At 72.9% G+C, this 23,095-nt stretch carries 22 protein-coding genes and 5 tRNA genes; 18 read left to right on the forward strand and 9 right to left on the reverse strand.

Features of this window, described 5'->3' with window-relative positions; all coding sequences use genetic code 11:
- Window positions 1–8: 8 nt before the first annotated feature.
- The 9 genes from PYS65_RS29600 (at window position 9) to PYS65_RS29640 (ending at window position 12,444) form a co-directional block, all read left to right on the forward strand.
- On the forward strand, window positions 9–659 hold the full coding sequence (locus tag PYS65_RS29600) for an HAD family hydrolase (protein WP_279336996.1): 651 nt from the start codon (window positions 9–11) through the stop codon (window positions 657–659).
- A 408-nt stretch (window positions 660–1,067) separates the two neighbouring features.
- Window positions 1,068–2,132: a methionine ABC transporter ATP-binding protein gene (locus PYS65_RS29605; protein ID WP_279336997.1), complete on the forward strand. Its 1,065-nt coding sequence runs from the start codon at window positions 1,068–1,070 to the stop codon at window positions 2,130–2,132.
- Complete coding sequence (locus tag PYS65_RS29610) at window positions 2,129–2,866, forward strand: methionine ABC transporter permease (protein WP_279336998.1); 738 nt, start codon at window positions 2,129–2,131, stop codon at window positions 2,864–2,866. Before PYS65_RS29605 ends, PYS65_RS29610 begins: the two co-directional genes overlap by 4 nt.
- Window positions 2,867–2,980: 114 nt before the next feature.
- Entirely contained in the window at window positions 2,981–3,808 is an 828-nt protein-coding gene (locus PYS65_RS29615) for a MetQ/NlpA family ABC transporter substrate-binding protein (protein ID WP_279336999.1), read from the forward strand.
- Between the two features lie 174 nt (window positions 3,809–3,982).
- Entirely contained in the window at window positions 3,983–4,624 is a 642-nt protein-coding gene (locus PYS65_RS29620) for a GNAT family N-acetyltransferase (RefSeq protein ID WP_279337000.1), read from the forward strand.
- Between the two features lie 152 nt (window positions 4,625–4,776).
- Complete coding sequence (gene cbiE / locus PYS65_RS29625) at window positions 4,777–5,988, forward strand: precorrin-6y C5,15-methyltransferase (decarboxylating) subunit CbiE (RefSeq protein WP_279337001.1); 1,212 nt, start codon at window positions 4,777–4,779, stop codon at window positions 5,986–5,988.
- 381 nt (window positions 5,989–6,369) lie between these two features.
- Window positions 6,370–10,125 (forward strand): nicotinate-nucleotide--dimethylbenzimidazole phosphoribosyltransferase, encoded by a 3,756-nt coding sequence (gene cobT / locus PYS65_RS29630; protein ID WP_279337002.1) that lies wholly within the window; start codon window positions 6,370–6,372, stop codon window positions 10,123–10,125.
- A 152-nt stretch (window positions 10,126–10,277) separates the two neighbouring features.
- Window positions 10,278–11,537, forward strand: coding sequence for a uroporphyrinogen-III C-methyltransferase (cobA, locus tag PYS65_RS29635; RefSeq protein WP_279337003.1), 1,260 nt, complete (start codon window positions 10,278–10,280; stop codon window positions 11,535–11,537).
- A gap of 88 nt (window positions 11,538–11,625) precedes the next feature.
- Window positions 11,626–12,444 carry a TrmH family RNA methyltransferase gene (locus PYS65_RS29640; protein WP_279337004.1) on the forward strand — a complete coding sequence of 273 codons (819 nt, stop codon included), beginning with the start codon at window positions 11,626–11,628 and terminating at the stop codon, window positions 12,442–12,444.
- A gap of 62 nt (window positions 12,445–12,506) precedes the next feature.
- Here the strand turns inward: PYS65_RS29640 and PYS65_RS29645 are convergent, their stop codons facing one another.
- Window positions 12,507–13,961, reverse strand: coding sequence for a serine/threonine-protein kinase (locus PYS65_RS29645; RefSeq protein WP_279337005.1), 1,455 nt, complete (start codon window positions 13,959–13,961; stop codon window positions 12,507–12,509).
- A gap of 196 nt (window positions 13,962–14,157) precedes the next feature.
- Between PYS65_RS29645 and PYS65_RS29650 the strand changes: the two genes are divergently transcribed.
- From PYS65_RS29650 to PYS65_RS29665, 4 genes are all read left to right on the forward strand, one after another.
- A complete protein-coding gene (locus PYS65_RS29650) occupies window positions 14,158–14,388 on the forward strand; it encodes a hypothetical protein (RefSeq protein WP_279337006.1) in 231 nt (76 codons plus the stop codon).
- A 286-nt stretch (window positions 14,389–14,674) separates the two neighbouring features.
- Complete coding sequence (locus PYS65_RS29655) at window positions 14,675–14,884, forward strand: hypothetical protein (RefSeq protein WP_109379504.1); 210 nt, start codon at window positions 14,675–14,677, stop codon at window positions 14,882–14,884.
- Between the two features lie 301 nt (window positions 14,885–15,185).
- Window positions 15,186–16,118: a phosphotransferase family protein gene (locus PYS65_RS29660; protein WP_279337007.1), complete on the forward strand. Its 933-nt coding sequence runs from the start codon at window positions 15,186–15,188 to the stop codon at window positions 16,116–16,118.
- A gap of 79 nt (window positions 16,119–16,197) precedes the next feature.
- Window positions 16,198–16,482, forward strand: a complete 285-nt coding sequence (locus PYS65_RS29665; RefSeq protein WP_279337008.1) for a TFIIB-type zinc ribbon-containing protein — start codon at window positions 16,198–16,200, stop codon at window positions 16,480–16,482.
- Window positions 16,483–16,539: 57 nt separating this feature from the next.
- Here PYS65_RS29665 and PYS65_RS29670 read toward each other — a convergent pair.
- From PYS65_RS29670 to PYS65_RS29690, 5 genes are all read right to left on the reverse strand, one after another.
- A tRNA-Val gene (locus tag PYS65_RS29670) sits at window positions 16,540–16,614 on the reverse strand.
- A gap of 43 nt (window positions 16,615–16,657) precedes the next feature.
- Window positions 16,658–16,729: transfer RNA gene (locus tag PYS65_RS29675), tRNA-Val, on the reverse strand.
- A gap of 19 nt (window positions 16,730–16,748) precedes the next feature.
- Window positions 16,749–16,820 (reverse strand) — tRNA-Val (locus tag PYS65_RS29680).
- A 1-nt stretch (window position 16,821) separates the two neighbouring features.
- A tRNA-Cys gene (locus PYS65_RS29685) sits at window positions 16,822–16,895 on the reverse strand.
- Between the two features lie 36 nt (window positions 16,896–16,931).
- Window positions 16,932–17,004 (reverse strand) — tRNA-Gly (locus PYS65_RS29690).
- A gap of 155 nt (window positions 17,005–17,159) precedes the next feature.
- Between PYS65_RS29690 and PYS65_RS29695 the strand changes: the two genes are divergently transcribed.
- Genes PYS65_RS29695 through PYS65_RS29705 form a run of 3 tightly spaced genes read left to right on the forward strand, consistent with a single transcriptional unit; the run spans window position 17,160 to window position 19,913 of the window.
- A complete protein-coding gene (locus PYS65_RS29695) occupies window positions 17,160–18,206 on the forward strand; it encodes a chorismate-binding protein (RefSeq protein WP_279337009.1) in 1,047 nt (348 codons plus the stop codon).
- A gap of 2 nt (window positions 18,207–18,208) precedes the next feature.
- Window positions 18,209–19,030 (forward strand): aminotransferase class IV, encoded by an 822-nt coding sequence (locus PYS65_RS29700; RefSeq protein ID WP_279337010.1) that lies wholly within the window; start codon window positions 18,209–18,211, stop codon window positions 19,028–19,030.
- Window positions 19,031–19,082: 52 nt separating this feature from the next.
- The gene (locus PYS65_RS29705; protein WP_279337011.1) at window positions 19,083–19,913 is read left to right on the forward strand and encodes a GNAT family N-acetyltransferase; all 831 of its coding nucleotides are present in this window, start codon (window positions 19,083–19,085) and stop codon (window positions 19,911–19,913) included.
- A gap of 58 nt (window positions 19,914–19,971) precedes the next feature.
- On the opposite strand, the gene PYS65_RS29710 is transcribed toward PYS65_RS29705, so the two are convergent.
- Window positions 19,972–20,490: a DsbA family protein gene (locus tag PYS65_RS29710; protein ID WP_279337012.1), complete on the reverse strand. Its 519-nt coding sequence runs from the start codon at window positions 20,488–20,490 to the stop codon at window positions 19,972–19,974.
- Between the two features lie 253 nt (window positions 20,491–20,743).
- On the opposite strand from PYS65_RS29710, the gene PYS65_RS29715 reads away from it, so the two are divergent.
- Window positions 20,744–21,193 (forward strand): hypothetical protein, encoded by a 450-nt coding sequence (locus PYS65_RS29715; protein ID WP_279337013.1) that lies wholly within the window; start codon window positions 20,744–20,746, stop codon window positions 21,191–21,193.
- A 191-nt stretch (window positions 21,194–21,384) separates the two neighbouring features.
- Window positions 21,385–21,537, forward strand: a complete 153-nt coding sequence (locus tag PYS65_RS29720) for a hypothetical protein (protein ID WP_181383571.1) — start codon at window positions 21,385–21,387, stop codon at window positions 21,535–21,537.
- A 148-nt stretch (window positions 21,538–21,685) separates the two neighbouring features.
- Here PYS65_RS29720 and PYS65_RS29725 read toward each other — a convergent pair whose 3' ends face one another.
- Window positions 21,686–22,246: a CGNR zinc finger domain-containing protein gene (locus tag PYS65_RS29725; protein WP_279337014.1), complete on the reverse strand. Its 561-nt coding sequence runs from the start codon at window positions 22,244–22,246 to the stop codon at window positions 21,686–21,688.
- Between the two features lie 286 nt (window positions 22,247–22,532).
- The gene (locus PYS65_RS29730; RefSeq protein ID WP_279337015.1) at window positions 22,533–22,946 is read right to left on the reverse strand and encodes an SsgA family sporulation/cell division regulator; all 414 of its coding nucleotides are present in this window, start codon (window positions 22,944–22,946) and stop codon (window positions 22,533–22,535) included.
- Window positions 22,947–23,095: the final 149 nt, after the last annotated feature.

A 23,095-nucleotide genomic window follows, 5' to 3' on the forward strand; every position in this document is an offset into this window, starting at 1 on the left:
TCGATGGCATGACCATCCACGCGCAAGCCCTCCTGTTCGACAACGACGGGACGCTCGTCTCCTCCCTCGAATCCGTGCAGCGCTGCTGGACGCGGTGGGCCGTGGAGTACGGGATCACGGCCGAGGAGTTCGGGCGGACCGAGCTGCACGGCCGGCCGGCCGTCGAGATAGCCGCCGACCTGCTGCCCGCCCGCGTCGTGCCGGAGGCCGTCGCGCGGATCGAGGACCTGGAGGTGGAGGACGTGCCGAACGGCGGGGCCGTTCTGCTGCCGGGCACCCGGGACCTCCTCGACGCGCTGCCTGCCGAGCGCTGGGCCGTCGTCACCTCCGCCACCCGGCGGCTGGCCGAGGCCCGCCTCGCCGCGGCCGGCATCCTGCCCAAGACCCTGGTGGCCGCCGACGACATCACCCGGGGCAAGCCCGACCCCGAGCCCTACCTGCTCGCCGCCCGGACCCTCGGCGTGGACCCCGCGCACTGTGTCGTCTTCGAGGACGCCCCCGCCGGGCTCCAGGCGGGCCGGGCCGCCGGCATGACCACCGTGGCGTTGGCCACAACCCACCAGGCCCACGAGCTGACCGCCGACCTGGTGGTGAAGGACCTGTCGGCGCTGTCCGCACTGGTCACGGACGCGGGGGTGGAGATCTCGGTACGCCCCTGACGTGCGGTCACCCATGTCCACGGCTGTCCAGAATGTGGACAGCGGTGTCCGGTCAGCAGTGAAGGTCTGCTTTACTGGCCGCATGACCACGACGAGCGACCGCAGCCCCGCGACCGAGGTGCATCTGCAGCCCGGTGCCGGTTGTATGTGTCCGCTCCGAATGCGCGCCTTCTAGAGGGCCCCCGCAGCACTTGAGCCTCGCGCCCCGAAGCGAGAGCCGGTTCCCGTCCGCCCGCGTGCCCCATCGGTCCCGCATGCGCGACGGAACCACGCCCCCGCGCACGTCTCCCCACGGCTCACCTCCGCCGCGCTCGGGAGAAGCCGTGCCGCGTACGGGCTGCTTTCGACCCTGAATGCCTCGTGCCGGCGCCACGACGTGTCGCGCACTCGACAGTGACGGATGTTCACGTGATCACCACCTCGGGCCTGAGCAAGGTCTACCGCTCTCGCGGACGCGAGGTCACCGCCCTGGACGGCGTCGACCTGCACGTCCGCGAAGGCGAGGTCTACGGCGTCATCGGCCAGTCCGGCGCCGGCAAGTCCTCGCTCATCCGCTGTGTCAACCTGCTCGAGCGCCCCACCTCGGGCACCGTGACCGTGGCCGGGCAGGACCTCACCGCCCTGGCCGGGCGCGGCCCGCGCGCCGGGCGGGAACTGCGGCAGGCGCGCAGCCGTATCGGCATGGTCTTCCAGCACTTCAACCTGCTCTCCTCGCGCACCGTGCAGGACAACGTCGAACTGCCGCTGGAGATCCTCGGGCAGTCGGGGAAGGAACGTTCCCTCAAGGCGCTGGAACTGCTCGACCTGGTGGGCCTCGCCGACAAGGCCAAGGCCTACCCCGCCCAGCTCTCCGGCGGCCAGAAGCAGCGCGTCGGCATCGCCCGCGCACTGGCCGGCGATCCGAAGGTGCTGCTGTCCGACGAGGCCACCAGCGCGCTCGACCCGGAGACCACCCGCTCGATCCTGGCGCTGCTGCGCGACCTGAACCGCCAGCTCGGCCTGACCGTCCTGCTCATCACGCACGAGATGGACGTCGTGAAGACGATCTGCGACTCGGCCGCGCTGATGGAGAAGGGCCGGATCGTCGAGTCCGGCACGGTCACCGAACTCCTCGCCACCCCCGGCTCCGAACTGGCCTCCGCGCTGTTCCCGGTCGCCGGTGAGGCCTCGGGCGACGACCGCACCGTCCTGGACGTCACCTTCCAGGGCGAGAGCGCGACCCAGCCGGTCATCTCCCAGCTGGCCCGTACCTACAACATCGACATATCGATCCTCGGTGCCGCCATCGACACCGTCGGAGGTCTCCAGGTGGGCAGGATGCGCATCGAACTCCCGGGCCGCTACGAGGACAACGTCGTGCCGATCGGCTTCCTGCGGGAGCAGGGGCTGCAGATCGACGTCGTCGAGCGGGCGGCACAGGCGGCGCAGACCGCGCGGACCGCGCGGACCCTCGTGAAGGAGACGGCCAAGTGACCTGGTCCCAGATGCAGCCCCTGCTGGAACAGGCGTGCTGGGAAACACTGGTCATGGTGGGCTGGTCCACCCTGATCTCCGTCGTCGTCGGGCTCCCGATCGGCGTGCTGCTCGTCCTCACCGACAGGGGCGGGCTGCTGCAGAACAGCCTGGTGAACAAGGTCGTCGGCCAGATCGTGAACGTCGGCCGCTCGATGCCGTTCATCATCCTCATGGTCGCCCTGATGAGCTTCACCCGCTGGATCACCGGGACGACCATCGGCAGCGAGGCCGCGATCGTGCCGCTCGCCATCGGCGGCATCCCCTTCTTCGCCCGGCTCGTCGAGACGGCCGTGCGCGAAGTGGACCACGGACTCGTCGAGGCCGTGCAGGCCATGGGCGGCAACACCTGGACGATCGTCCGCAGGGTCCTCGTGCCCGAGGCGCTGCCCTCGCTGATCGCCAGCACCACCACCACGATCATCGCCCTCATCGGCTACTCGGCCATGGCCGGCACCGTGGGCGGCGGCGGACTCGGCGACCTCGCGGTCCGCTACGGCTACCAGCGCTTCGAGACCGGGCTGATGTGGGTCACCGTCGCGATCCTCGCCGTGGCCATCTCCCTCATCCAGTTCGCCGGCGACTACGCGGCCCGCTCCCTGCACCACCGCGGCGGACGCCCGGACGCCGGGCCGAAGCTGCGGCTGCTCAAGACCAGGGAACCGGCGACGGCCGACGCCGGCAAGACCGGGTGAACCCGGCCCGCCCTCAGTCTTCCGTCCCCTAGACCCCCGTAGACCCCCACTTCCCCGAAGGCCCCGCACCACCCCGAGCCGGGGCCGCACCACCCTGAAGGAAAGGCACTTTTCGTGCGTAACACCGTCAAGATCACCACCGCTGTCCTCGCCGTCGGAGCCCTCAGCCTCGGCCTCACCGCCTGCGGCTCGGAGGAGAAGTCCGGATCCGACGCCTCCGGCACGCTGACCGTCGCCGCGAGCCCCGTGCCGCACGCCGAGATCCTCAACTTCGTCAAGGACAACCTGGCCGAGAAGGCCGGGCTCGACCTGGAGGTCAAGGAGGTCACCGACTACGTCACGCCGAACACCTCCACGGAGGACGGCTCGGTGGACGCCAACTACTTCCAGACCCAGGCGTACCTCGACGACTTCAACCAGAAGAACGGCACGCACATCGTGCCCGCCGGCGACGTGCACCTGGAGCCGCTCGGCCTCTACTCCCAGAAGGTCAAGGAAGCCGACGAGCTGAAGAGCGGCGCGACCATCGCCATCCCCAACGACACCATCAACGAGGGACGCGCGCTGCAGCTGCTCGCGGCCAACAAGATCATCACGATCAAGGACGGCGTCGGCTTCGAGGCGACCCCCTCGGACATCACCGAGAACCCGAAGAAGCTCAAGTTCAAGGAGCTGGAGGCGGCCCAGACGCCGCGCGCCCTGGCCGACGTCGACGCCGCGGTCGTCAACGGCAACTACGCCATCGGGGCCGACCTCAAGCCGGCCGAGGACGCCCTCGTCCTCGAGGCCGCCGAGGGCAACCCGCACGCCAACTTCCTCGCCGTCAAGGAGGGCAACGAGGACGACCCGCGCGTGAAGAAGCTCGCCGAGCTCCTCACCTCCGACGAGGTCAAGAAGTTCATCGACGACAAGTACGCCGGTTCGGTCGTCGCCGCCTTCTGATCCGGGGGACGCGCGCACCGCGAGCACCACGCGCTCGACCCGTCCGGCACCCACGGGGGCCACTCCGGTACACGGAGTGGCCCCCGTGGTGCGGTTCGGTGCTTTCATGCTGCATGCTGGGCAGTTCAGCAGGACCTGACGGTCCCGAAGGTCTCGAAGGTTACGGAGCGGCGCATGACGAGCAGCACCTTCCCCAACATCTCCATCAGCACGGAGCGGTTGGTGCTGCGTCCCCTCGACGAGGACGACGTCCCCGCCCTGGCCGAGATGATGAACGACGAACAGGTCGCCGCCTGGACCGACGTTCCCCGGCCCTTCACCGAAACGGCCGTCCGCACCTGGATCACCGAGGAGTCCCCCGCCGAACGGATGGCCGGACGGGGGATCGACCTCGCCGTCACCGAGTTCCTCACCCAGCGCCTGGTCGGCGTCATCCGGCTCACCGGCACCGACTGGCACATCCGGTCCACCGAACTGTCGTACATCGTCGCCCCCTGGGCGCGGGGCGAGGGATACGCCTCCGAGGCCGCGCTCGCCACCGCCCAGTGGCTCTTCGGCGACCAGAAGCTGGAACGCGTCGAGCTGCGCACCGCCGCCGACAACACCGCCTCGCAACAGGTCGCCCAGAAGATCGGCTGCATCAGTGAGGGCGTCCTGCGCAACGCCTGCATAGCCCACGTCCGCACCGAGGACGGCGGCTGGACGGACGTCCGCACCGACTTCATCGTCTGGAGCCTGCTGCCGGAGGACCTCGAGGGCGGGTCCGGACCCCTGGCCGACACCGGCGAGTTCACCACCCTCAGCGACTGGAGCTGACCCTCCGCGAACCCGCGGCCGACGGTATCGTCCACCCACTGCATGGCCGTACCAGGTACTCTCACCAGGCCCGCCCGCGGGCGCGGCGGCCGACGACGGACCCGCGTACACCCCCCCAGACGACCCGCGCACAACCCAGGAGACTGACGACGATGGCCGACCGGGTCACGGTGATCGGCTGGGACGGTTCGCCGCTGACCGCAGCGGCCCGCGCCGCACTGGGCGCCGCCACCCTGGTGGCGGGCGCCCCGCACCACCTGGAACTCCCCGAGGTACCCGCGGGCGCCGAGCGCGTCCGGCTCGGCAGCGCCGCCCTGGCCGCCCGCCGGGTCGCCGGCCACCGCGGCACGGCGGTGGTCCTCGCCGACGGCGACCCCGGCTTCTTCGGCGTCGTACGGACCCTGCGCGCACCCGAGTTCGGCCTGGAGGTCGAGGTCGTCCCCGCCGTCTCCTCGGTCGCCGCCGCCTTCGCCAGGGCCGGAATGCCCTGGGACGACGCACAGGTGGTCGTCGCACACCGCCGAACCCTGCGACGCGCGGTGAACGTCTGCCGAGCCCACAGCAAAGTGGCGGTCCTCACCTCTCCCGGAGCAGGCCCCGCCGAACTGGGCCTGCTCATGGAGGGCGTCCACCGCACCTTCGTCATCTGTGAGGAACTCGGCACCGCTCGCGAACAGGTCAGCGTCGTCACCTCCGACAAGGCAGCCGACCACACCTGGCGCGACCCCAACGTCGTCATCGTGATCGGTGGCCCGGCCGCCGCCGGCGAGTCCGGCGGCTGGATCGCCGGACGCGACCCCGCCGCGGGCCCGCGCGGCTGGACACTGCCGGCCGAGGCCTACGGCGGTGAACTCGGCGAGGGCGAGCGGGAGCCGCTGCGCGTCTCCCAACTCGCCCGGCTCGGACCGCGGCCGGGCGACCTCGTGTGGGACATCGGCTGCGGCAGCGGTGCCTTCGCCACCGAGGCGGCACGGGCCGGCGCCGGGGTCATCGCCGTCGACGGCGACCCGCGGGCCTGCGCGCGCACCGAGTCCACCGCCCGCCGGTACGGCGTCCAGCTCCAGATCGTGCACGGCACCGCCCCGCACGTCCTGGAGGACCTCCCGGAACCGGACGTCGTCCGGGTCGGCGGCGGGGGAGCGGCGGTGGTCACGGCGGTCGCCGACCGCCGCCCGCAGCGCATCGTCACGCACGCCGCCACCCGCGACGCGGCCGAACGCATCGGCCGGGAGCTGACGGAACACGGCTACACCGTCGAGTGCGCCCTCCTGCAGTCCGTCGAACTCGACACCAGGGCCTGGACGGAGACGGAGCGGAGCGTCGCGTTCCTGCTCAGCGGCGTACTGCCCGCGCGCACCCCCTGATAGCGTCCCCCGGCCCCGATGCCGTCCCCGTGATCGGGTTGTCGTACCGCTCGCGGTAGGCTGGCCGATCGTTGTACCGCAACTCGGACGCTCGCCGACTCGTCGGCCGATGTACCGAAAACACGCCCCTTTCGGGGTGTGTGTGGTACGGCGGAACCCAAGGACGCGCAACGTGGCGCAGTCCACAGCGGAACCGTCGCCGATCAAGCTGACGCGACGGCACTACGGCAGCGACAATGCCAGTGAATGGCTTTGTCTCCTTTTCTCGGCAGGCCGTTCGTGCCGCTGGGGACGCACGCTCGTTCTTCAGTGTGGGGCGGTCGGTGCGCCGTTCCGGGTGAGCTGGTCGTAGGAGCACTAACCGATGGGCGAGGGGTACGCATGACCGACACCGGCCAGGTCCCGGGCGAGGAACTGCCGGAGAACGCAGGCATGGTGGAGCAGCCGGGCGTCCCCGCGCCCGACCCGTACACCTACCTCTCCGAGAGTTCCGCCGAAGACGAAGAGCTGCTGCTGCCCGGTGCCCAGGGCGCCTGGGGCAACGAGGTCGCCCCACCCGCGCCCGAGCCGGTCGTCGAGACCGTGCACGAGCCGGGACCGCACGAGACGGCCGGCCGGGACACCGGCTCGGTCGACCTCGGCGGTGTCCGCCTCCCCGAACCGGAGCGGGCGCAGGCACCCGGCCGCGCGTTCACGCACGAGCCGGCGGTGCCGGCGGTGCCGCGCCGTCCGTTGCACCTCGGCCCGCCCATCCCCAGCGCCACCACCGGCCCGGTCCGCTCGCTCGCCGACCGCGGTCCGGCCGACGTGCCGGTGCGCCAGGTCGGCCCGCCGGTCGTCGGCCCCGAGTACCTCGACGTGCCGCGGCCCCGGGAGGCGGCCCCGCAGACGGCGGAGCCCTGGGTCGCCCCGGCGCCGGTGGGCGCGGGCGCGCCGGCCCAGGCGGAAGCGGTTGCTCCGTCGCCGCAGCCGGTGGGCGCAGCCCAGGCACTCGTCACCCGTGTCCCGACGGAGGCGGGCGCCACCGCTGAGGCGCAGGTCGCGACGGAGGACGTGGTGTCGGCGGTGCCCTCGCAGACACCGGCGGCACCTGAGGCGGAGACCCCTGCGGTGCCGGAGACGCCTGCGCCGGTGGCGGCAGCGGTCGCGGAGGAACAGCAGGGCGCCGAGAGTGCCGAGAGTGCGCCCGTACCGACGGCGGCCGATGCGGGCGGAGCCGGCATGAGTCCTGCCGCTGACGCCGTGCCTCCCGTCGCTCCGGAAGCCGGTCAGGGCGCCGGTCTCCCGGCGACCACGGCGCCGACCGCCGGGGGACCGGCCGCCGAGGCGGCCGACGCCATGGTCGCCGGGGCCGAGGTCACGGGGCAGGAGGGGCCCGTACCCGTCGTCGCCATGGCGCCGGGAGTTCCGGACCAGGAACCCGTGGCCGCCCGGACGCCGGAGAGCGTCACCCCCGACGCCGCCCGCCCCGACGCGGACGCGACGGATGCCGCTGCCGCCGAGGCGGGGGCGACGACCGGTGACGCCGCCGTTCCCGCAGCGACCGGCGAGGCGGACGCCGGGGCCCACGATCCCCACGGGCCGGTCACCGGCCAGGCCGTCCCGCACATGGCTGCCGTGACCGCTGCCGCCGCCGTGACCGCTGTGGGTGACGAGGAGGCATCGGCCTCCGTGCCCCCGGCCGCAGTCGACGGCATTCCGGCACCCGGGCACGCCCCCGCAACGGAAACGGAGCAGCCGGTACCCGCGCCCGGCCCGGCGGAGACAGCCGAAGCCCCCGACCCTGCCGCACCCGCGCCCGCACCCGCACCTGACGCGGTGCCCGCTCCTGACGCGGCAGCCGAACCGCTCCTCCCGCAGCCGGAGGCCGAGCCGGTCGCAGAAAGCCCGAACAGCGGGCACCAGCCGGTCATCTCCCCGGTCCAGGGACCGCAGCAGGCCCAGCCCCAGGCTCCGACCGTTCCCTTCGCCCCGCCCGTCCAGGAGGCGTGGGCGCCCCTTCCCGGGTCTCCGGCCGCTTCGGACACCGAGGCCCCCGCCCCGGACGCGGCCCCTGCAGCCGGACCCGGGCCGGCCCCCGACGGCGCCGCTCTCCCGGAGGCCCGGCCGGAGCAGGCGCCGGAGGAGTCCGTCTCCCCGGAGGGGAACGTTCCGGTCACCCCGCACCTCGCGCCGACGCCGCCGCAGCCCCTGACCCTCCCCACCGAGGAACAGCCCGCGCCGGAAGCCGCCGCCCCGGTGCCCGCACCCCACCCGGCCGACGCCACCGGCACCGACGCGCTGCCCCCAGCACCGGCCCGGAACGAGCCGATCCACAACGACCAGGCCCAGAACGAACCCGCGCAGAACCCGGACGACCTGGACACCCAGGGCGCCGGAGTGCCCGACACCGCACCGCCCGCGGGTCCCCCCGCCCCCGGCTACGACGCCGCCGAGCGCGAGGCCGTACTGAAGGTCATGCGGGAGCGCCGGGACATCCGTAACGGCTTCCGCGACGACCCCATCCCGCACGAGGTCCTGCTCCGCGTCCTGGAGGCCGCCCACACGGCGCCTTCCGTGGGCCACTCGCAGCCCTGGGACTTCGTCGTCATCCGTTCCGCCGAGACCCGGCGCGGCATGCACGAACTGGCCACGCGTCAGCGCGACGCCTACGCCAAGACCCTGCCCAAGGGCCGGGCGAAGCAGTTCAAGGAACTGAAGATCGAGGCCATCCTCGACACCCCGGTGAACATCGTCGTCACCGCCGATCCGACCCGTGGCGGCCGGCACACACTGGGGCGGCACACCCAGCCCCAGATGGCGCCGTACTCCTCCGCGCTGGCCGTCGAGAACCTGTGGCTCGCCGCGCGCGCCGAGGGACTCGGAGTCGGCTGGGTCAGCTTCTTCGACGAGCGCGAGATGGTCCGCGCGCTGGGCCTGCCCGAGCACCTCGAGGTCGTCGCCTACCTCTGCGTGGGCTACGTCGACGAGTTCCCGGACGAGCCCGAGCTGATGCAGGCGGGCTGGTCCAAGCGGCGCCCGCTGTCCTGGGTCGTGCACGAGGAGACCTACGGCAGACGTGCGCTGCCCGGCGAGGACCCGCACGACCTGCTCGCGGAGACCGTCGCGCAGATCCGTCCGCTGGACGCCAAGGCGCTCGGCGAGGCGTGGGAGCGGCAGAAGCGCATGACCAAGCCGGCCGGCGCGCTCGGCATGCTGGAGATCATCTCCGCGCAGCTGGCCGGGCTGTCCCGCCAGTGCCCGCCGCCCGTCCCGGAGCCCGCGGCCGTCGCGGTCTTCGCGGGCGACCACGGCGTGCACGCCCAGGGCGTCACCCCGTGGCCGCAGGAGGTCACCGCCCAGATGGTGGCCAACTTCCTCGGCGGGGGAGCGGTCTGCAACGCCTTCGCCACCCAGGTGGGCGCCGAGGTCTGCGTCGTCGACGTGGGGGTGGCCTCCGACCTTCCGGCCACCCCCGGACTGCTGCCGCGCAAGGTCCGGGCCGGAACCTCCGACATGACCGCCGGCCCCGCGATGACCCGCGAGGAGGCCAAGCAGGCCATCGAGGTGGGTATCGAGACCGCCCGCGACCTGGTCGCGGCCGGCAACAAGGCCCTGCTCACCGGTGAGATGGGCATCGCCAACACCACCGCGTCCGCCGCCCTGATCTCGGTCTTCACCGGCGCGGACCCGGCGGAGGTCACCGGCCGGGGCACCGGCATCAACGACGAGACCCTGGTCCGCAAGACCGAGGTCGTGCGCCGCGCCCTCGAACTGCACCGGCCGGACCCGGCCGACCCCCTCGGCGTCCTCGCCGCCGTCGGCGGCTTCGAACACGCGGCCATGGTCGGCCTGCTCCTCGGCGGCGCGTCGCTGCGTACGCCGGTGATCCTGGACGGCGTCAGCGCCGGGGCCGCGGCCCTGGTGGCCCGGGCCATCGCCCCCGAGGTGCTGGCCGCCTGCATCGCCGGACACCGCAGCGCCGAGCCCGGCCATGTGGCCGCCCTCAACAAGCTGGGTCTGCGCCCGCTGGTCGACCTCGACCTGCGCCTCGGTGAGGGCACGGGCGCGCTGCTCGCCCTGCCGATGGTGCAGAGCACGGCGCGTGTCATGCACGAGGTGGCGACGTTCGACTCGGCGGGCGTCACCGAGAAGTAGCAGGTGCCCGGCGGGGGCGGGGCGGCGACCGCCGCCCCGCCCCCGCCGGGCGCTGAAGCCCCCATCCGCACACCCCATCCGCACACCGCACGTCAGGGCCGCTCCAGTGCCGTAGCGCCCGCGCACGCCGCCCGTACGAGGAGCCGCACCTCATGGCCGAACACCCCGCCTACCCCGTGGGCCTCCGCCTCGCCGGCCGCCGAGTGGTCGTCCTCGGCGGTGGCCAGGTCGCCCAGCGCCGCCTGCCCGCCCTCATCGCGGCCGGCGGCGACATCCTTCTGGTCTCCCCCGAGGCGACGCCGTCGGTGGAGGCGATGGCGGACGCCGGCGAGATCACCTGGCAGCGGCGCCGGTACACCGAGGGCGACCTCGCGGACGCCTGGTACGCCCTGATCGCCACCGGCGACGACGAGGCCAACACCAGGGCCTCCGCCGAGGCGGAACGCCACCGCGTCTGGTGCGTCCGTTCCGACGACGCGGACCGGGCCACCGCCTGGACCCCGGCCACCGGGCACAGCGAGGGCGTCACCGTCGCCGTCCTCACCACGGACGCCAAGGGCCGCGACCCCCGCCGCACCGCCGCCATCCGTGACGCCGTGGTCGAGGGCCTGCGCGACGGTACCCTCGTCGCCCCGCACCACCGCACCCGGACCCCGGGCGTCGCCCTGGTCGGCGGCGGTCCCGGCGACCCGGACCTGATCACCGTGCGCGGCCGCCGGCTGCTCGCCGAGGCGGACGTCGTCATCGCCGACCGGCTCGGCCCGCGCGACCTGCTGGCCGAACTCCCGCCGCACGTCGAGGTGATCGACGCGGCGAAGATCCCGTACGGCCGGTTCATGGCGCAGGAGGCCATCAACAACGCGCTGATCGAACACGCCCGGCAGGGCAAGTCGGTGGTCCGGCTCAAGGGCGGCGACCCGTATGTCTTCGGCCGTGGAATGGAGGAGCTTCAGGCACTCGCCGAGGCGGGCATCCCGTGCACGGTCGTCCCCGGCATCTCCAGCTCCATCTCGGTGCCGGGCGCTGCCGGGATTCCGGTCACCCACCGCGGTGTGGCCCATGAGTTCACCGTGGTCAGCGGCCATGTCGCGCCCGACGACGAGCGTTCCCTGGCCGACTGGCCGTCCCTGGCGAAGCTGACCGGCACCCTGGTGGTCCTCATGGGCGTCGACAAGATCGGCCGGATCGCCGAGACCCTCGTGGCGCACGGCAGGTCGCCGGACACTCCGGTCGCCCTGGTCCAGGAGGGCACCACGGCCGCGCAGCGACGCGTCGACGCCACCCTCGCCACGGTCGCCGAGACCGTCCGCGCCGAGGAGGTCAGACCGCCGGCGGTGATCGTCATCGGGGAGGTCGTGAACGTCGGCCCCCCGCCCGCACGGGCTCCCGGGTCTTCACGGGCCTCGCGGTGACCCCGGGCGACCCCTCCGGAAGCAACCCTCGGTAACACGGCCGGTCCCGGCCGTCGGCACCCATCCAGGACAAGGCAGTATCACCCCCGTGGCCGATCTCATCACCCTCGAGGACCCCGACGACCCGCGCCTGCACGACTACACGGGCCTGACCGACGTGGAGTTGCGCCGCACCCGCGAACCCGCCGAGGGCCTGTTCATCGCCGAGGGCGAGAAGGTCATCAGACGCGCCAAGGACGCGGGCTACCGGATGCGCTCCATGCTGCTCTCGGCCAAGTGGGTCGACGCGATGCGCGACGTCATCGACGAACTCCCCGCCCCGGTCTACGCCGTGAGCCCGAAACTCGCCGAGCAGGTCACCGGCTACCACGTGCACCGCGGCGCGCTCGCCTCCATGCAGCGCAAGCCGCTGCCCACGGCGGCCGAAATCCTGCGCACCGCCCGCCGGGTGGTGGTCATGGAGTCGGTCAACGACCACACCAACATCGGCGCGATCTTCCGCTCGGCGGCCGCCCTCGGCATGGACGCGGTCCTGCTCTCCCCGGACTGTGCCGACCCGCTCTACCGCCGCAGCGTCAAGGTCTCCATGGGCGCGGTCTTCTCCGTTCCGTACGCCAGGCTGGACAACTGGCCCAAGGGCCTGGAAACGGTCCGCGAGGCGGGCTTCACCCTCCTCGCCCTGACACCCGAGGAGAAGGCCCGGAGCCTCGACGAGGTCGCCCCGCACCGGATGGACCGGGTCGCCCTCATGCTGGGCGCGGAGGGCGACGGGCTGTCCACCCGGGCCCTGGCCGCGGCCGACGAACGGGTCCGCATCCCGATGTCCCACGGCGTCGACTCCCTCAACGTGGGCGCCGCGGCCGCGGTCGCCTTCTACGCGGTGGCGACGGGCCGACCGGCCTTGTGAGGGGTGCCGAAGCGAGTCGAAGACGGGGGCCCCGGTGAGCGCGGGCCCGGATCCCGGCCGGATCAGCCGTCCCGGTCCAGCGTCGACGCGTACCGCTCGGCCATGAGGTCGCCCGGCGCCCGCGGCGCGTAGCCGCCCTGCTCCTGCTGGGTCCGCACACCGGTGCCGCCGTCGCCGAGTCCGTGTGCCGGGCCCTGGCAGCCCTGGATCAGGGCGATGCCGGCCGCGACGACCAACGTCACCACGACGAACACGAACAGCCGCTGCCGGAGCAGCCGCGGATTGGCCGGCCGCAGCCCGCCACCCGCCGTCCGGGGCCCGGGACGGCGGGAGCCGGTGCCCGACCGGGACGGGTTCCGCGACCCCGACGTGGACCGCGGGCCGGACCGGGACGGCGTACCACCGCGCGAGGCGCCTCCGCGTGACGTGCTGCCCCCGCGTGACGCGCCGCCCCCGCGCGCCGCGGGCACCCGCCGGTCGCCGCGCCGCGGCGACGGCCCGCTCCCGGCCGGAGCGGCACCGCGTCCGGCGGACGCCCCGGACGGCGGGGGAGTGGCCCGCCCCCCGGACGTGCCCTGCTGACCCGGGGCCCGACGCTGCACGCGGTCCGGATAGCTGCCGGACTGCCGCCCGGTCGTCCGCTCCGGCTCCGCGCCGCGGGGTGCGGGCGGACGCACGTCGGCGAAGCCCTGGCCCTCCCGCGTGGCGATCTCCTTGAGCCGCAGCGACAACTGGAGGGTGCTGGGCCGCTCCTCGGGGTCCTTCGCCAGACAGGCACGGACGAGCGGCGCCAACGCGTCCGGGACATCGTGCAGATGAGCCTCCTCGTGCACGACGCGGTACAGCATCACCTCGGAACTGCCGTGCCCGAAGGGCGAGTCGCCCATCGACGCGTACGCGAGCGTGGCACCCAGCGAGAACACGTCCGTGGCCGGGGTGACGGCCGCGCCGCGCACCTGTTCCGGGGCGAGGAAGCCGGGGGAGCCGACCGCCGTACCGACGTGGGTGAGCGTCGAGGCGCCGGTGGCCCAGGCGATGCCGAAGTCGATGATCCGCGGCCCCTTCGGGGACAGCAGGATGTTGGACGGCTTCAGGTCCCGGTGCACCACCCCGGCCTCGTGCACGGCGACCAGCCCCTCCGACAGGGCCGCGCCGACCGCGGCGACCTCGGCCGCGCCGAGCGGCCCCCCGTCGGCCACCCGGTCGTGCAGCGACGGGCCGGGCACGTACTGCGTGGCGAACCACGGCCGGTCCGCGTCCAGGTCGGCGGCCACCAGGCGGGCCGTGCAGCCGCCGCGGATCCGGCGGGCGGCGGAGACCTCGCGGGCGAACCGCGAACGGAACTCCTGGTCCTCCGCCAGATCGGGCCGGATGACCTTCAGCGCCACCCGCTGCCCCTTCTTGTCAGAGCCCAGGTAGACGACGCCCATCCCGCCCGCACCGAGCCGTCGGTGAAGTCTGAAAGAGCCGACGACGCGCGGGTCCTCGCGCCTCAGGCGCATCATCGCCATGTTCATCCCCGCTGCCCGGTCCTGTGACGTGCCTCAGCTTACGTTTCCCCGGGCGCCCGTGCGCAGAGGCCGCGCCCTCTCACGACGACGGATTGTCAGTGGCGGGTGGGAGACTCGAAGAGTGGCCGGGAAAGGCGCGAGCAGACCGGGCCCGCGCCCGAGCATGATCCCAACCACTTGACACCGAAGGGGGATTGATCAAGTGAAGGGTGATCGTGTGGAGATAGTCGTGGACGCGGGGGACACGACGCGGACGTATGAGGTGGTGGCGAGCAGGGCGGGCCGCAGGGTGGAGACGGCGGTGCGCCGGGGCGTGGTGGAAGTGAGTGAAGTCACGCGTACGGGCTCGGTGGTGCGGACCGCCCGTTTCATGGCCAACCGGGTGCTCGCGCTGGTCGAGCAGCCGGTGCCGAGGGCGGACGCCTCCGAGTAGGCGAGGGGACGGGCGGGGCGGCCCGCAGCGGCCGCCCCCTCGGGGATGTCCCTGACATGGAGGAGTCCGTCTCCACCCAGGGGAGTACACCGCAGGGCACGGCTCATCCTCCGGGAGGCCCGGTAATCGGTACGAGGGCATGACGTCCGGGCGGCGCCGGGCCCCTAGATTTGAGGTTGAGCAGCGGGTGCGGTACTCGTCCCCCGAGGTCGGACGCCCGCCGCTGTCCAAGGCACACAGAGGCATCTGAAGCAGCATGACAACAGAAACGGTCAGGAGAGGGGTCATGGCCCACACGGCACCGCGGACACTCGTCCGCACGCGGGTACAGCAGGCGGGCACCGCCGCGTTCCGCCCACGCCGCGAGGGCCGTCGCCACCCCGTGGTGGCGACGCTCATGGCCCTCCCCCTGGCGGTCCTGCTCCTCCTCGTCTTCGACGGGTGGGAGACGGTGGCCACACAGGCGTCGTCCGTGGGAGAGATGCTGGGGCGCTGAACGGCGACCCCAGGCCCGGAAGAGCGGTCCGGGCGGGGACATCCACCCATGAAACCCCGTGGGGACGGGGGTGCGGCGGACGGCACAAATGCCGGCGCAGCTGGGGAGCTGCGCCGGCACTTTTGTGTGCCTGAACCGAAGCGCGCGGCTGCCGCCGCCCGCCGGTGCCTCGTCACTGCGGTGAGCCGTGCCGCCGCTGCCTCGCCTGCTCGCTTCCTCCCTCGCGCCACCGGGGCCGACGCCGGTTCGTGCTTCAGCAGCCACCGCGTACCCTCTCCCCAGGCCGCACCCAGGGAGACCCGTGACAGTCACCGCCCTCCTTCCCGAACTCACCGCCCGGGCCGAGGACATCGCCCACACCCGCACCCCCACCTGCCCCTGCGGGGCGACCGGCGCCCTGGCCGACCGCCCGGACGGCACCGTCGTCCGGCACGCGGACACCGTCGCGAAGGCCCACGCCCCGGACACCGATGCCGGTGAGCTGGCCCGGCGCCTCACCGTTTCCGCCGGGCTCCCGGACGTGTTCCTGCCCCCGCTCGGACCGGCACCGGCCGACCTGCACGGACGCCTCGTGACCTTCTGGCCGTACGGCAGCCCGGTCGACCCGGACGATCCCGACGCCGCCCCCTGGGAGGCCGTCGGCACCCTGCTCGCCCTGCTGCACCGCGCACGCCTGCCCGAGGCGGTACCGAAGATGCGCGGCCCCCTCAAGGCGGCCCGTGCCGTCGCCGGGCTCCGCGCCGTCGGCGATCACCCGGCCGCGGCTCCCGTGCTGCGGGCCTGGGCGGCCCTGCCCGCCTGGGCGCGCGCCGAGGCCCCCATGCCGCGGCCGGCCGCCCTGTGCCACGGCGACCTCCACCTGGGCCAGCTGGTACGCCTGCCCGAGGGACCCTGGCGGCTGATAGACATCGACGATCTCGGCGCGGGCACCCCGGCCTGGGACCTCGCACGCCCCGCGGCCTGGTTCGCCTGCGGACTGCTGCCGGGGGAGGAATGGACACGGCTCCTCGACGCCTACCGGGCCGCGGGCGGCACCGCCTTCGGCCCGGGGGACGACCCCTGGACCGTCCTGGACGTCCCGGCCCGCGCCCTCACCGTGCAGACCGCCGCGCGAACGGTCACCAAGGCCGTGACGGAGGGGCGGGACCTGGACGAGCTGGACCGTGCCGTGGTCGACGCCTGTCGGCGAATGGCCGCGATCCCGGGCCAGTTGACGCACAAGTCGACGAAGTAGGGTGCAACCGACCGCAGCCGGACAGAGTCTGTCCTGGCGAAACACGAAGCAGGGCCGACCGGCGAGGAGTTGACCGAACATGCAGTGTCCGAAGTGTCGTGCGCCGATGCACACCTACAACCGCAACGGTATCCAGATCGAGCAGTGCAGCGGCTGTCGAGGCATCTTCCTCGACTACGGCGAACTCGAGTCGCTGACCCGGCTGGAGGCCCAGTGGTCCCAGTCCGCGCCGCCGCCCGTGCCGCCCGCCGCCCCGCAGGCGTACCCGGCGGCACCGCAGCCCGCCTGGGGCGCCCCGCACGGCGGTCACCACTACGGCCACCACCGGAACAAGGGCTTCGGCCGCATGCTGTTCTCGTCCTGACCGCACCCCGAGGACGACGGAACCCCCCGGCCGCTCGGCGGCCGGGGGGTTCCGGGGTGGTGGACGATACTGGGATTGAACCAGTGACCTCTTCCGTGTCAGGGAAGCGCTCTCCCGCTGAGCTAATCGTCCTCGGGACCACGATCGCTCCGAGGAGCGGATCACGGACGGTGCGTGCGCGATACTGGGATTGAACCAGTGACCTCTTCCGTGTCAGGGAAGCGCTCTCCCGCTGAGCTAATCGCGCGGAGGATCCGAAGATCCAGTGGACGATACTGGGATTGAACCAGTGACCTCTTCCGTGTCAGGGAAGCGCTCTCCCGCTGAGCTAATCGTCCATGGAGGTGGAGACGGGATTTGAACCCGTGTAGACGGCTTTGCAGGCCGTTGCCTCGCCTCTCGGCCACTCCACCAGGAGCGTGGGGGCCCGGGAGGCCCCCGTTCCTTCGAGCGGACGACGAGGTTCGAACTCGCGACCTCAACCTTGGCAAGGTTGCGCTCTACCAACTGAGCTACGTCCGCCTGTCGGTCCGGTCGGCTTCCGCGTCCCGGCGACGTGGTGAACTCTAGCGGATTCCGGGGCCAGTACAAAAACCCGTTTGTGCAGCGTGCTGCGCTGCGCCCGCCCACGGACACGGCCAGGCCACCTCGGCGTCCCCCGCCATAGACTCGACGACGTGCTCGATCTCCCGCCCCTCGCCCGTTTCGGCAGCCGCGTGGCCACCGGACTCCTCGACGTCACCGACGATCCCGCGGCACTGGACTCCCGTGGCTTCTGGGCCGTCTGCGCGGACTTCGAGGGCCGTCTGACCTGCGCACGCTTCCGGGACGTCCGCGAGCAGCCGGTGCCCGCGCCGGTGCCCGGCGGCTGGCGGGGGCCCGCCGTCGGCGACTGGACGTCCTCCCTCGACCACGAGGCGTACACGGCCGGCGTCCGGCGGATCCGCGAACACATAGCCGCCGGCGAGGTGTACCAGGCCAACCTCTGCCGGGTGCTCTCCGCTCCCGTCCCGGCCGACGCCGACGTGGACGCCCTCACCGCCCTGCTGGCACGCGGCAACCCGGCCCCGTACGCGGGAACGATCCGGCTGCCCGGACACGGTGTGGAGATCGCCACCGCGTCACCCGAGCTCTTCCTGAGCCGCGCGGGGCGGACCGTCGAGTCCGGGCCGATCAAGGGCACCGGGCGCACCGAGGCCGACCTCCTGGACAAGGACCACGCCGAGAACGTGATGATCGTGGACCTCGTCCGCAACGACCTCGGACAGGTCTGCGCCACCGGCAGCGTCACGGTGCCCGACCTGTGCGCCGTCGAGAAGCATCCGGGGCTGGTGCACCTGGTGTCCACGGTGCGGGGCGAACTGCGGCCCGGGGCCGGCTGGCCCGAGCTGTTCGCCGCCGCGTTCCCGCCCGGCTCGGTCACCGGCGCGCCCAAGTCGAGCGCCCTGCGGATCATCGGTGCCCTGGAGCGGACGCCCCGCGGTCCGTACTGCGGCGGCATCGGCTGGGTCGACGCCGACCGGGGCACCGCCGGGCTGGCGGTGGGCATCCGTACCTTCTGGATCGACCGGCGGGCGGACGGCGCCGCCGTGCTCCGGTTCGGCACCGGCGCCGGCATCACCTGGGGATCGGACCCGGAGAGGGAGTGGCGGGAGACCGAACTGAAGGCGTCCCGGCTGCTCGCGGTAGCGTCGGGCGGGTACGAGGTGAGTGAAGGGACCTAGAGGTGAAGATCTGGCTCGACGGCGGGCTGCAGGACACCGAGTCCGCCCGCGTCTCCGTCTTCGACCACGGACTGACCGTGGGCGACGGCATCTTCGAAACGGTGAAGACCGTGAACGGCAGGCCGTTCGCGCTGACCCGGCATCTGGACCGGCTGGCCCGCTCGGCCCGCGGCCTCGGCCTGCCCGAACCCGACGCCGACGAGGTCCGCCACGCCTGCGCGGCCGTCCTCGAGGCCAACCCGGTGCCGCTCGGCCGGCTGCGCGTCACCTACACCGGCGGCCACGGCCCCCTCGGCTCCGACCGTGGCGATCACGGCCCGACCCTCGTCGTCGCCCTCGACGGGACCACCCGCCGCCCCGACTCCACCGCCGTGATCACCGTCCCCTGGACCCGCAACGAACGCGGCGCGCTCACCGGCCTGAAGACCACCTCCTACGCCGAGAACGTGGTCGCCCTCGCCCGCGCCCGCGAACAGGGCGCATCCGAGGCGCTGTTCGGCAACACGGTCGGCCGGCTCTGCGAGGGCACGGGCTCGAACGTCTTCGTCGTCCTGGACGGCGAGATCCACACCCCGCCGGTCGCCTCCGGCTGCCTCGCGGGCATCACCCGGGCGCTGGCCGTCGAGTGGACCGGCGCCGCCGAGACCGATCTGCCGATGGACGTCCTCCAGCGGGCCGACGAGATCTTCCTCACCTCCACCTTGCGGGACGTGCAGGCCGTGCACCGGGTCGACGACCGTGAACTGCCGGGCGCGCCGGGTCCGGTGACCGCCAAGGCCATGCGGATCTTCGACGAGCACGCCACGGCCGACCTCGATCCGTGAACACTCTGGAATTCGGCTGACCCGACGGGCCGCAGTGGGTAGAACACCGGTGATGACCACGACCCTGCGGCCGGCCGAGCCGCTCCAGCGAAATCCCGACGGCACGCGTTCCCGCCGCTACCAGGTGTGCGTGAACAGCCGTCCCGTCGGGCGCGTACGCCTCGGTACCGAGCCCGTCTCCGGTGGCGCCGTGGCCCGGATCATGAGTCTGCGGATAGAGGAGCCGGACCGCAGACGCGGCCGGGGCACGGTGGCCGCGCTCGCCGCCGAGGAGATCGCGCGGAGCTGGGGCTGCCGCCGCATCGAGGCGAGCGTCCCCGCCGATCCCGGTGCCGACGCAGCCTTCCGCCTCGCCACGGCGCTCGGCTACGTCGTACGCAACTGCGCCATGGAGAAGGTGCTGGGCGACGCCCCGCCCGCCCTGCCGGAGGGCAGCAGGGCGCGGCCGATGACCGATGCCGAGTACGGCCCGTGGTCCGCCGAGAGCGAGGCGGATTACGCGCGGAGCTGGATCGAGCGCGGCGTGCCGGAGGCCGAGGCGCGGGCCAAGGCGGCCGGGGACCACGCCGCCCTGCTGCCCGACGGCCTCAGGACCGAGGGCATGCTCCTCAGCGTCCTCGAACACCGGGGCACACCCGTGGGCACACTGTGGCTCGCGGTGCGCGGGGAGCGCGCGTTCGTGTTCGAGGTCGAGACCGGGGCCGTGCACCGCGGCCAGGGACACGGACGCTCCCTCATGCGGCTCGCCGAGGCCCAGGCGGTCGCCGCCGGGAAACGGGCGATCGGACTCAACGTCTTCACGGGCAACACCCCGGCGGAGCGGCTCTACACGTCACTGGGCTACCGGACGACGCGGTACGCGATGTACAAGCACCTGCTGTGACGGGGCCACGTGGCAGGTGGGGGCCGGCCCGTGCAGGCCGGGCGGCCCCGGTCCGTGCCTACTGCCCGGCCAGCAGCCGGTCCGTGATCTCCTCGATGCGCTCGCGCAGGCCCTCCTGGCTCTTGCCGCCGTCGAGGCGCTCGCCGTCGATGACATAGGTCGGGGTGCCGGTCACCCCGATCGCCTTGCCCTCGGCCTGGTCCGCGTCCACGATCAGGATGTGCCGGCCGTCGATCAGCGCGGTGTCGAACTCCTCGGCGTCCAGTCCGAGTTCCCGGGCGACCTGGACCAGGAAGGGCTCTCCCCCACGGGCCAGCTCCTCGACCCGCCCCAGCACGGCCTCGACGTACGCCCAGCCCTGCCCCTGTTCGACCGCCTCCTCGACGGCCTGCGCGGCGGCGAAGGCGTGCTTGTGCTTCTCCAGCGGGAAATGCCGCAGCCGTACTTCCAGGCGGTCGCCGTAGCGGGCACGCAGGGCGCGCAGATCGTCGAGAGCGCCGCGGCAGTCCGGGCACTGCAGCTCGCACCACACGTCGAGGACGGGGGCGGCGGTACGGTCGGGGGAGGAGTCACTCATGGCCGACAGTCTCCCAGCCCCGCCCCACGGCACCCAATCGGACCTCGGACGATCGTCCGCACCGGGTCCGACGAGGGGGTACGGCGCACCGGCACCTGGGGAGGAGCCGACCCGGAGATGTCCCTGATCTGCGATCGGAGCGTGGCCCGACGAGGGCCGGAAGGTGCAGGATGGAAGGGCACGGAGTGCTTGTTGTCACGTATTTGTCGGCACGTGCCCGTCGCCACCGAACCGACCCTGCCTGGAGGACCGGATGATTGCCGAGACCGTCTGTGCCGCCGTCTCCGCGGCAGGCTTGGGTATCGCGCTGATCACGGCATGGCGCAAGCGCTTCCTCGCCGCGACCCGCATCGCCGCCTACTCCCTCGTTCCCATCGGCCTGGTGATGACCGGCGTCGTCGAGTGGCTGGCCGGCACCGCCTTCAGTCCCACGGCCTGGGCCGGCTTCGGGCTGCTGGGCCTGGCCTGGGTGCTGTTCATGACCACGCGGGCGGTGGAGCGCCGTCGCGGCGGCACCCGCGAGGAGCGGAAGGGACGCAAGGAGCGCCGCTCGGCCGGGGCGGCCGCGCAGCCCGGGGCGGTGGCCCCGAAGGCCTCGGCGCCCTCGCTGGGCCAGGGTTCCCACCCGGCGTCCCGGCCCGCGGCCGGGGGCGACGACGACTTCAGCGACATCGAGGCGATCCTCAAGAAGCACGGCATATGAAGGTGCCGCTCCGCAGGTGAGAGGAGCGCCGCGGGCCGGACCGGGGGAAACGGCTGAAACGTCACAGCCGGTCCCGGAACGCCCGTAAGCGATCACGATCCGGGCCGTAGGTCACGGAATCGGTGAACTCGCGTTCACTCCCTGAGTGGTGATCGCGTCGGGCGCTTCCGATGCGCCATGATCGCCGCGAGATGCTGGACACGACACAGAGCGAGGCCGCGCCGCCGCAGGAAGAGCCGCGCGGATGCCTCTTCGCCCTTTCCCAGCCACCGCTGATGATCTTCCTTGCGGTGATCGGGTGTCTGCTGCTCACGGCTGCCCTGCACGACCTGCTGTGGCTGTGAGCCGTACCCGCGGTACCCGGCGCCACCCGTCGGGACCGCGTCGGCACGGCATCGATTCCCTTCCCGTCCCCCCACCGGGCCTGCCGGCTTCAACAGGCTCACCCGTGTCCGGGCCCGCTGTGTCCGCCCGGTCCGGGGAGCCCGGCGGTCAGCCCGCCGCCTCCTTGCGCCGCGCGCGGTACGCGGCGACGTGCAGGCGGTTGCCGCAGGTGCGGCTGTCGCAGTAGCGGCGCGAACGGTTGCGGGAGAGGTCGACGAAGGCGTGCCGGCAGTCCGGGGCCTCGCAGCGCCGCAGGCGCTCCCGCTCACCGGCGACCACGAAGAAGGCCAGCGCCATTCCGCAGTCCGCGGCCAGGTGGTCGGTGATCGAGGCGCCGGGGGCGAAGTAGTGCACATGCCAGTCGTAGCCGTCGTGATCGGTGAGCCGGGGCGTGGTGCCCGCGGCCGCGACCAGTTCGTTGATCAGTTTGGCGGCGGCGCGGGCCTCGGGAGCGGCGAAGACCGCCGCGAACCGTCCGCGGAGCCTGCGCACCGCCGACAGGTCGAACTCCGTGAGTACCCCGACCTCGCTGACCTGGTGCGAGTGCACGAAGCTCTCGAGCGCCGCGACGTCCGGAAGTCCGTCCGGTGCCGAGTCGTCCTCCGGTGCGGTGTTCACCAGATCCACCACGGTGTCCAGCGCGCACCGGGTGTCGTGGGTGATCAGCACGATTCGCTCCCTGGCCTGAGGGTCGGGCGGGCGCCCGCCGATGCTGGCCGATGGTAGTGGCTCCCGCGACCCCCGACCGCTGTCCGGCCCGCACATGGCTTCGAAAGGCGCCGCGGGAAAGCCGGTCAGGGCTCCCGGTCACCCGCTCGGCCGGGACGTGGGCGCAACACAACGGCGCCGCCCGCGGTGCCCCGCGGTGTCGGCGCCGGTGTGTGCCGTCGCACGGCTGTCAGGGCCCGCGCCGTCTCCCCGAGTCGACGGCGTCGGGCGGTTCGGTGAACCCTCCCTAGCTTTCCGCCAGGATGTGGGAGAGCTCCTGATCGAGATCGAAGTGCCGGTGTTCCGTGCCGGGAGGCACGGCGGCGTCCGTGCGCCTCAGGAAGGACTCCAGAGCCCGCGCCGGGGCCTCGAGCAAGGCCTCCCCCTCCGGGGAGCTCAGGGCGATACAGACGACGCCCTGACCATGACTGCGCGATGGCCAGACGCGGACGTCGCCGGTGCCCGTGGGGCGGTGAAGTCCCTCGGCGAGGAGGTCGCGGGCGAACACCCACTCGACGGTCTCCTCGGCTCCGGTGTGAAAAGTGGCGTGCACGGCGTAGGGGTCGGCCGTGTCGTACCGCAGGCCTGCGGGGACAGGCAGGGAGGACTCGCTCGACACAACGAGGCGCAGGTGCAGCTCGCAGCTGACCGTGGTGTTCATAAGCGCCAGGGCCTTTCGCTCAGTGTGCGCTCGGGGATTCGCACGTCGGCGAAATCGACATGCCACCTACGGTGCCGTTGTAAACCCCTCTGGGGGTTTTGCATCGGTATACGTAACTCAACCGGCCGAGAGGTCGTTCGCCCGGTGCG

Source organism: Streptomyces cathayae (assembly GCF_029760955.1).
In the GTDB taxonomy this organism is placed as follows: Bacteria; Actinomycetota; Actinomycetes; order Streptomycetales; family Streptomycetaceae; genus Streptomyces; species Streptomyces cathayae.

Coding starts and splice junctions, on each gene's coding strand:
- PYS65_RS29600 (WP_279336996.1), top strand. CDS start 9: ATGACCATCCACGCGCAAGCCCTCCTGTTCGACAACGACGGGACGCTC.
- PYS65_RS29620 (WP_279337000.1), top strand. CDS start 3,983: ATGACGAGCAGCACCTTCCCCAACATCTCCATCAGCACGGAGCGGTTG.
- cbiE (WP_279337001.1), top strand. CDS start 4,777: ATGGCCGACCGGGTCACGGTGATCGGCTGGGACGGTTCGCCGCTGACC.
- cobT (WP_279337002.1), top strand. CDS start 6,370: ATGACCGACACCGGCCAGGTCCCGGGCGAGGAACTGCCGGAGAACGCA.
- cobA (WP_279337003.1), top strand. CDS start 10,278: ATGGCCGAACACCCCGCCTACCCCGTGGGCCTCCGCCTCGCCGGCCGC.
- PYS65_RS29645 (WP_279337005.1), bottom strand. CDS start 13,961: ATGAACATGGCGATGATGCGCCTGAGGCGCGAGGACCCGCGCGTCGTC.
- PYS65_RS29655 (WP_109379504.1), top strand. CDS start 14,675: ATGGCCCACACGGCACCGCGGACACTCGTCCGCACGCGGGTACAGCAG.
- PYS65_RS29665 (WP_279337008.1), top strand. CDS start 16,198: ATGCAGTGTCCGAAGTGTCGTGCGCCGATGCACACCTACAACCGCAAC.
- PYS65_RS29705 (WP_279337011.1), top strand. CDS start 19,083: ATGACCACGACCCTGCGGCCGGCCGAGCCGCTCCAGCGAAATCCCGAC.
- PYS65_RS29710 (WP_279337012.1), bottom strand. CDS start 20,490: ATGAGTGACTCCTCCCCCGACCGTACCGCCGCCCCCGTCCTCGACGTG.
- PYS65_RS29715 (WP_279337013.1), top strand. CDS start 20,744: ATGATTGCCGAGACCGTCTGTGCCGCCGTCTCCGCGGCAGGCTTGGGT.
- PYS65_RS29720 (WP_181383571.1), top strand. CDS start 21,385: ATGCTGGACACGACACAGAGCGAGGCCGCGCCGCCGCAGGAAGAGCCG.
- PYS65_RS29730 (WP_279337015.1), bottom strand. CDS start 22,946: ATGAACACCACGGTCAGCTGCGAGCTGCACCTGCGCCTCGTTGTGTCG.